The organism is Microbacterium sp. NPDC090281 (assembly GCF_044769635.1).
Classification (GTDB): domain Bacteria; phylum Actinomycetota; class Actinomycetes; order Actinomycetales; family Microbacteriaceae; genus Microbacterium.
Genome location: NZ_JBIVYH010000002.1, coordinates 1,124,882 through 1,131,858, shown reverse-complemented (window position 1 = coordinate 1,131,858; position 6,977 = coordinate 1,124,882). Strand labels below are relative to the sequence as shown.

At 69.6% G+C, this 6,977-nt stretch carries 5 protein-coding genes; 3 read left to right on the top strand and 2 right to left on the bottom strand.

The genetic code is table 11. The annotated features are described in order from the left end of the window. Nucleotides 1-240 precede the first annotated feature (240 nt). Nucleotides 241-978 carry an IclR family transcriptional regulator gene (locus ACIQTX_RS19500; RefSeq protein WP_402975594.1) on the bottom strand — a complete coding sequence of 246 codons (738 nt, stop codon included), beginning with the start codon at nt 976-978 and terminating at the stop codon, nt 241-243. 148 nt (nt 979-1,126) lie between these two features. On the opposite strand from ACIQTX_RS19500, the gene hutH reads away from it, so the two are divergent. From hutH to hutI, 3 genes are all read left to right on the top strand, one after another. Then, complete coding sequence (gene hutH, locus ACIQTX_RS19495) at nt 1,127-2,668, top strand: histidine ammonia-lyase (protein ID WP_402975535.1); 1,542 nt, start codon at nt 1,127-1,129, stop codon at nt 2,666-2,668. Further along, nucleotides 2,661-4,385 (top strand): urocanate hydratase, encoded by a 1,725-nt coding sequence (gene hutU, locus ACIQTX_RS19490; RefSeq protein ID WP_402975532.1) that lies wholly within the window; start codon nt 2,661-2,663, stop codon nt 4,383-4,385. The genes hutH and hutU overlap by 8 nt, the downstream gene beginning before the upstream one ends. Nucleotides 4,386-4,512: 127 nt before the next feature. Then, on the top strand, nt 4,513-5,676 hold the full coding sequence (hutI, locus tag ACIQTX_RS19485; protein ID WP_402975530.1) for an imidazolonepropionase: 1,164 nt from the start codon (nt 4,513-4,515) through the stop codon (nt 5,674-5,676). A gap of 16 nt (nt 5,677-5,692) precedes the next feature. Here hutI and ACIQTX_RS19480 read toward each other — a convergent pair whose 3' ends face one another. Beyond that, nucleotides 5,693-6,913, bottom strand: coding sequence for an MFS transporter (locus ACIQTX_RS19480; protein WP_402975527.1), 1,221 nt, complete (start codon nt 6,911-6,913; stop codon nt 5,693-5,695). Between the last annotated feature and the right edge of the window lie 64 nt (nt 6,914-6,977).

Sequence of the window (6,977 nt, the reverse complement as noted above, 5' to 3'; positions counted from 1 at the left end):
ATGGTACTGCAGGGGGGACCCTGTGGGAGAGTAGGACACCGCCGGACTCCTTTTAGTCAAAATGGCCACCCATCGTTGGGTGGCCATTTTGCGTTTACACGAAGAGTGCCCGAAACAAGAAGAAGAGCCGCCCCGACCAGGGCGGCTCTTCTTCGTTAAGGCCCATGCCTCGCCAAGGGCAAGGGCAAGGGCCAGTGCCAGCGCTTTCGCCAGGGTCCACGGCCTCCGCAAAACCCATGCTCACCGCTTCATCCGGGACTCCAACGCCGCCGCGGTGTCGATCACGGCGTCCGCGAGCTCACGCTCATCGAGACTCTCGTCGGCCCAGGTCACGGCCACGGCAGCGACCGGCCACCCGGTGTGGTCGAGGACGGCCGCACCCACGCTTCGCAGACCATCCGCGATCTCACTGTTCTCGGTGGCATAACCACGCGACCGCACCTCACGCAGCAACTCCCGCAGCTCGCTCGGGGTCCGGGGGCCGAGGCCCGTGCGATCGGGGAACGCGGATACGTCGGGATACAGTGCCCGCACCTGCTCTCGGGGGAGAGCAGCGAGCATCGCGCGTCCTGAAGCCGTGAGGTGCGCCGGCAGCCGGACACCGACATCCGTGACCAGCGCGGGCCGTCGAGGCGCACGTTCTTCGACGATGTACAACACATCCCCACCGCTCATTACGGCGAGGTGCGCGCTTTCGCCCAGCCGGTCCGATAGCGCAGCCACCAAAGGCCGCCCTCTTCGTGCCAGGGGTTGCTGGCGCGTGTACCCGCCGGCGAGTTCGAAGGCCGAGGTTCCTAGACCCCAGCGGCGCTCTTCCCTCAGGTGCAGCACGAATCCATGCGCAGCCATCGTGGTGAGCAGGTGATAGACCGTCGACCGTGGCAGCTCGAGCTCGCGCGCGATCGCCGACGCCGCCACCGGAGCAGGCCGCCCGGCGAGATAGCTCAGGATGCGCAGCGTGTTCTCCGCAGCCGGCACCTGCGTGGCAGGCGCCTGGTCGGCAGGCACCTGCGTCGCTGGCACCTGGGAGGCGCCAACCTGCATCGCCTCGGGCTTGTCTGGGATCACAGACACAGCATCGCACGAACGGGTGTCCTCCACGACACGTCGGGTGTGGAATCGAACCATGACCGAACTTGCCCCCGTGCTGGTCGGAGCGGCTCCGCTGTCTCCCGCCGATGTCGTCGCCGTCGTCCGCCACGACGCTCCCGTCCAGATCGATGCCGAGGCGCTCGTTCGTGTCGCCGACACCCGCCGCGTGATCGACGGCCTCGCGGCAGACCCGAACCCGCACTACGGCGTCTCCACCGGGTTCGGCGCCCTCGCGACCACGTTCATCGCCCCCGATCGGCGGCTCCAGCTGCAGGCCAGCCTGATCCGCTCGCACGCCGCGGGCACCGGCACCGAGGTCGAGCGCGAGGTGGTCCGCGGTCTGCAGCTCCTGCGCCTGCAGACCTTGGCCTCCGGACGCACCGGCGTGCGCCCGGTCGTCGTCGAGACCTATGCTGCACTGCTCAACGAGGGCATCACGCCCGTGGTTCGCGAGTACGGCTCGCTCGGCTGCTCCGGCGACCTCGCGCCTCTCGCACACATCGCCCTGGCCGCGATGGGCGAAGGCGACGTCCGCGATGCGTCTGGCGCACTCCTGCCCGCAGCCGAGGCACTCACCGCCGCGGGCATCGAGCCCCTCACCCTCGTCGAGAAGGAGGGCCTCGCCCTCATCAACGGCACCGACGGCATGCTGGGCATGCTGGTGCTCGCGCTCCACGACCTCGAAACGCTCCTGCTCACCGCCGACATCGCCGCGGCCATGTCGGTCGAGTCGCAGCTCGGCACCGACGCCGTGTTCGCCGCCGACCTGATGGCGCTCCGTGCCCAGACGGGTCAGGCCGAGTCCGCCGCCAATCTGCGTGCCTTCCTCGGCGACTCCCCCATGGTCGCCAGCCACAAGGGACCGGACGACGGCCGCGTGCAGGACGCCTACTCGCTGCGCTGCTCGCCCCAGGTGCACGGCGCCGCACGCGACACCCTCGCCCATGCGGCCATGATCGCCGGCCGCGAGCTCGCCAGCGTCATCGACAACCCCGTCATCACTCCCGATGGACGCATCGAGTCCAACGGCAACTTCCACGGCGCTCCGGTCGCGGCCGTCCTCGACTTCCTCGCGATCTCGGTCGCCGATGTCGCCTCGGTCTCCGAACGCCGCACGGACCGCGCCCTGGATCCTGCCCGCAGCCACGGACTCCCGCCCTTCCTCGCCGATGAGGTCGGCGTCGACTCCGGCCTCATGATCGCGCAGTACGCGGCCGCCGGAATCGTCTCCGAGCTCAAGCGCCTCGCGGTGCCGGCATCCGTCGATTCGATCCCGTCCTCCGCCATGCAGGAGGACCACGTGTCGATGGGATGGGCGGCCGCCCGCAAGCTGCGTCGCGCGATCGACGGCCTCGGCCGCGTGCTCGCGATCGAGATCCTCACCGGCGCCCGCGCCCTCGACCTGCGCGCGCCGCTACAGGCGGGACCCGCCACCGGCGCTGTGCGCGACCTGGTCCGCACTGTTGCCGAAGGCCCCGGCCCCGACCGCTTCCTCTCCCCGGAGATGGAAGCCGTCACCGCCCTCGTCCAGTCGGGCGACGTCGCCCGCATCGCAAAGGAGCACACTCATGGTTGAGTCCACCGCATCCGACACCACCGCTTCCGACACCACCGCTTCCGTGACCAGCGCATCCGATGCTCCGGTGTCCGGGCCCCGCGTCGTCCGCGCCGCACGCGGCAACCAGCGCACCGCGAAGAGCTGGGGCGCCGAGGCAGCCAAGCGCATGCTGATGAACAACCTCGACCCCGAGGTGGCCGAGCACCCGGAAGACCTGGTCGTCTACGGCGGCACCGGCAAGGCCGCCCGCAGCTGGGAGGCGTACGACGCGATCGTGCGCACCCTCGACGAGCTCGAGCCGGATGAGACGCTGCTGGTGCAGTCGGGCAAGCCGGTCGGCGTCTTCCGCACCCACGAGTGGGCGCCGCGAGTACTCATCGCCAACTCGAACCTGGTCGGCGACTGGGCGACGTGGCCCGAGTTCCGCAAGCTCGAAGAGCTCGGGCTCATCATGTACGGGCAGATGACCGCCGGGTCATGGATCTACATCGGCACGCAGGGCATCCTGCAGGGCACATACGAGACCTTCGCCGCCGTCGCCCGCTCGCTCGGTCGCGACTCGCTCCGCGGAACGCTGACTCTCACCGGCGGTGCCGGTGGGATGGGCGGCGCCCAGCCGCTCGCCGTGACCATGAACGACGGGGCGGTGCTGATCGTCGACGTGGATGAGTCGCGTCTCGCCCGCCGGGTGGAGCACGGCTACCTCGACGAGTACTCGACCGACCTCGATGCGGCCATCGCCCGCGTGGTCGCCGCCAAGGAAGCCGGCCAGGCTCTCTCAGTCGGTGTCGTCGGCAACGCGGCCGAGGTGTTCCCCGAACTGCTGCGTCGAGGTGTGCCGATCGACATCGTGACCGATCAGACCAGCGCCCACGACCCGCTCGCGTACCTTCCGGTCGGCATCACCGTCGCGGACTGGAAGGCCGAGGCCGCGCGCGATCCCGAGAAGTTCACCCGCCGCTCGCGCGAGTCGATGGCTGCGCACGTCGAGGCCATGGTGGCCTTCCAGGATGGGGGAGCCGCGGTGTTCGACTACGGCAACTCGATCCGTGCCGAGGCGAAGCTGGGCGGCTTCGACCGGGCGTTCGAGTTCCCCGGATTCGTGCCGGCCTACATTCGCCCGCAGTTCGAGGAAGGACGCGGACCGTTCCGCTGGGCGGCCCTCTCCGGCGACCCCGAAGACATCTACATGACCGACCGGGCGATCGCCGAGCTCTTCCCCGAAGACGCAGCCCTCCACCGCTGGCTCGAGAAGGCCGCCGACAAGGTGCACTTCGAGGGTCTGCCCGCCCGCATCTGCTGGCTCGGGTACAAGGAGCGGCACCTCGCCGGGCTCAAGTTCAACGAGATGGTCGCCTCGGGCGAGCTGTCGGCCCCGATCGTGATCGGCCGCGACCACCTCGACTCCGGCTCCGTGGCATCGCCGTACCGCGAGACCGAGGCGATGAAGGACGGCTCCGACGCGATCGCCGACTGGCCCCTGCTGAACGCGCTGCTCAACACGGCATCCGGCGCTTCCTGGGTGTCACTGCACCACGGTGGTGGCGTCGGCATCGGCCGCTCCATCCACGCCGGCCAGGTCAGTGTCGCCGACGGCAGCGCGCTCGCCGCCGAGAAGCTCGAGCGCGTGCTGACGAACGACCCCGGCACCGGAGTGATGCGCCACGTCGACGCCGGCTACGAGCACGCCCGCGAGGTCGCCCGCGAACGCGGCCTCAAGGTGCCGATGCTCTGACGTCGAGAAGCTCTGAAGTCGAGAAGCTCTGAAGTCGAAAAGCTCTGACATCGACAAGCTCTGACACACTCGAACCGGCGTCGTCGGGCGATTCGCCTGACGACGCCGGTCCCTCGGAAGGATGCGGATGCGCACGCTCATCACGAACATCGCGGAACTGACCACCAACGTCGCTAATGACGGCGACCGTACCGGAACCCTGACCGACGCGGCCGTGCTGATCGACGGCGAGCGGATCGCATGGGTCGGGCCAGCCGCAGACGCTCCCGCCGCCGACGAGGTCGTGGATGCCGCCGGACGTGCGGTGATCCCCGGGTTCGTCGACAGCCACAGCCACCTCGTCTTCGGGGGCGACCGCGCCGTCGAGTTCGAGGCGCGCATGGCGGGGCAGAAGTACGCGGCCGGTGGCATCCGCTCGACCGTCGCCGCCACCCGCGCCGCGACCGATGACGAGCTGCGTGCACGGCTGCGGGGCTTCCTCGACGAGATGCTCGCCCAGGGCACGACGACTGTCGAGATCAAGAGCGGCTACGGGCTGAGCGTCGTCGACGAGGAGCGCCTGGTGCGCCTGGCCGCAGAAGTGACGCCGGAGGTGACCTTCCTCGGAGCGCATGTCGTGCCCGCGGAGTACGCCGACCGCCCGGACGAGTATGTCGACCTGGTCACCGGCCCCATGCTCGACGCGTGTGCCCCGCACTCGAAGTGGATCGACGTCTTCTGCGAGACCGGAGCCTTCACCGTGGCGCAGTCACGGCGGGTGCTCGAAGCCGGCATCGCACGCGGACTCGCACCCCGCGTGCACGCCAGCCAGCTCGGACCGGGAGAGGGTGTGCGTCTGGCCGTCGAGCTCGGTGCGGCCTCCATCGACCACGGCACCTATCTGACGGATGCCGACATCGACGCGCTCGCCGGCTCCGACACCGTGCTGACCCTGCTGCCGGGCGTCGAGTTCTCGACGCGCCAGCCGTATCCGAACGCGCGCCGCCTGATCGACGCAGGAGTGACCGTGGCGCTGGCCTGCGACACGAACCCGGGGTCGAGCTTCACCTCGTCGATGCCGTTCTGCATCGCCGTGGCCGTGCGCGACATGGGGATGACCCCGGCCGAAGCCGTCTGGGCGGCGACCGCGGGCGGCGCGAAGGCGTTGCGCCGCGAAGACGTCGGCGTGATCACGCCCGGCGCCAGGGCCGACCTCGTGCTGCTCGAGGCACCGACCCGGATCCACCTCGCCTATCGTCCCGGCGTTCCGCTCGTGCGGACCGTCTGGAAGGACGGCACGGCGATCGGCTGAGGGGCGGTCCGCGCTTCTATGCCGCTCGGCGCATACGCAACCCGAACGCGATCCCTGCCAGCGCGATCACGACGATTCCGTAGCCGACGCACACCGCTTCGAGGCCGACGACCCCGACCAGCGCGCCCGCGATGACGGCCGGAATCCCGAACGCCAGGTACGCCAGCAGGTAGATCACGGCGAAGGTGTCGGCCCGCTGCGTCGCCGGAATCCGCGGCGCCAACGATGCGACCACTCCGGAGAACGCGGTCCCGAATCCCATGCCGGTCACCGCGGCGGCGACGAGGTAGAACGGCAGCGAGCCGAGGCCGAGTGCGATGAGCGACAGCAGGGTTCCGAACGCCAGCGCCGACGTCCCGAACAGCACCATCGAGCGCGCCGCGATCTTTCGGAGGGCGAAAGCCGTGACAGCCCCGACTCCGGCGAGCAGCACGACACCGAGACCCTGCCAGACGTGCGCTTCTCCGCCGAGTTCGCCCCGCACGATGTTCGCGCCGAGTGACAGGAACAGCCCGCCCGTCGCCCACCCGGCGATCACGGCCGGAGCGCCGCGCCAGAAGTCGGCCCGAATCGCGGACGGGATCGACAGGCGGAAGCTCAGTGATGCCCAGACGCCGGGCTTGCGGGGTGCAGTCTCCGGAACGAGGAAGAAAAGGGCTGCGAGCACGATGTAGGCCGAGCTCAGTGGTGCGAACACATCGAGCAGAGCCTCGCCACTGACGTCGAGCATCACGCCGGACACGAGTGCGCCGAGCGCCAGCCCGATCCCCGGGCTCAGCGCGTTCCACAGTGCGGCGACCCCCGCGCGTCCGCCCGGCGCGAAGTCGAGCACCGTCGCCGACAGCGCCGAGATGAGCAGACCGCTCGCGACGCCCTGCAGAATCCGGGCGAGGAACAGCATGGCGACGGCATCCGCATGCCAGAACAGGAACATGCTTCCGGCGAGCAGCAGAAACCCCGCGATCACGACGGGGCGACGGCCGACATGGTCCGACAGCGACCCGGCGGTGAGGAGGGTGAGCAGCAGCGCCACCGCATAGACCGCGAACACCGCGCTGATGACGATCGCGTCAAAGCCGATCTCCTGTGCGAGCACCGGATAGAACGGCGACGGTGCACTCGCCCCGACCATCATGAGGATCTGCGCGACGATCGCCAGGACGAACCCGAACCGGGTGCGCGCCCGCGGGGCGGTCGTCGGCTGCGGGATGGCGACGATCGGCTCGGTCGTGGTCATAGCGTCTCCTCGTAAGGTTCGAGAATCATCGAACTATCGGAGCGTACTCGCCATCCGTCGATTG

Bases quoted from the DNA above. Each gene is read 5' to 3' on its own strand.
- hutH (WP_402975535.1), top strand. From the start codon at position 1,127: ATGACCGAACTTGCCCCCGTGCTGGTCGGAGCGGCTCCGCTGTCTCCC.
- ACIQTX_RS19480 (WP_402975527.1), bottom strand. From the start codon at position 6,913: ATGACCACGACCGAGCCGATCGTCGCCATCCCGCAGCCGACGACCGCC.
- hutU (WP_402975532.1), top strand. From the start codon at position 2,661: ATGGTTGAGTCCACCGCATCCGACACCACCGCTTCCGACACCACCGCT.
- hutI (WP_402975530.1), top strand. From the start codon at position 4,513: ATGCGCACGCTCATCACGAACATCGCGGAACTGACCACCAACGTCGCT.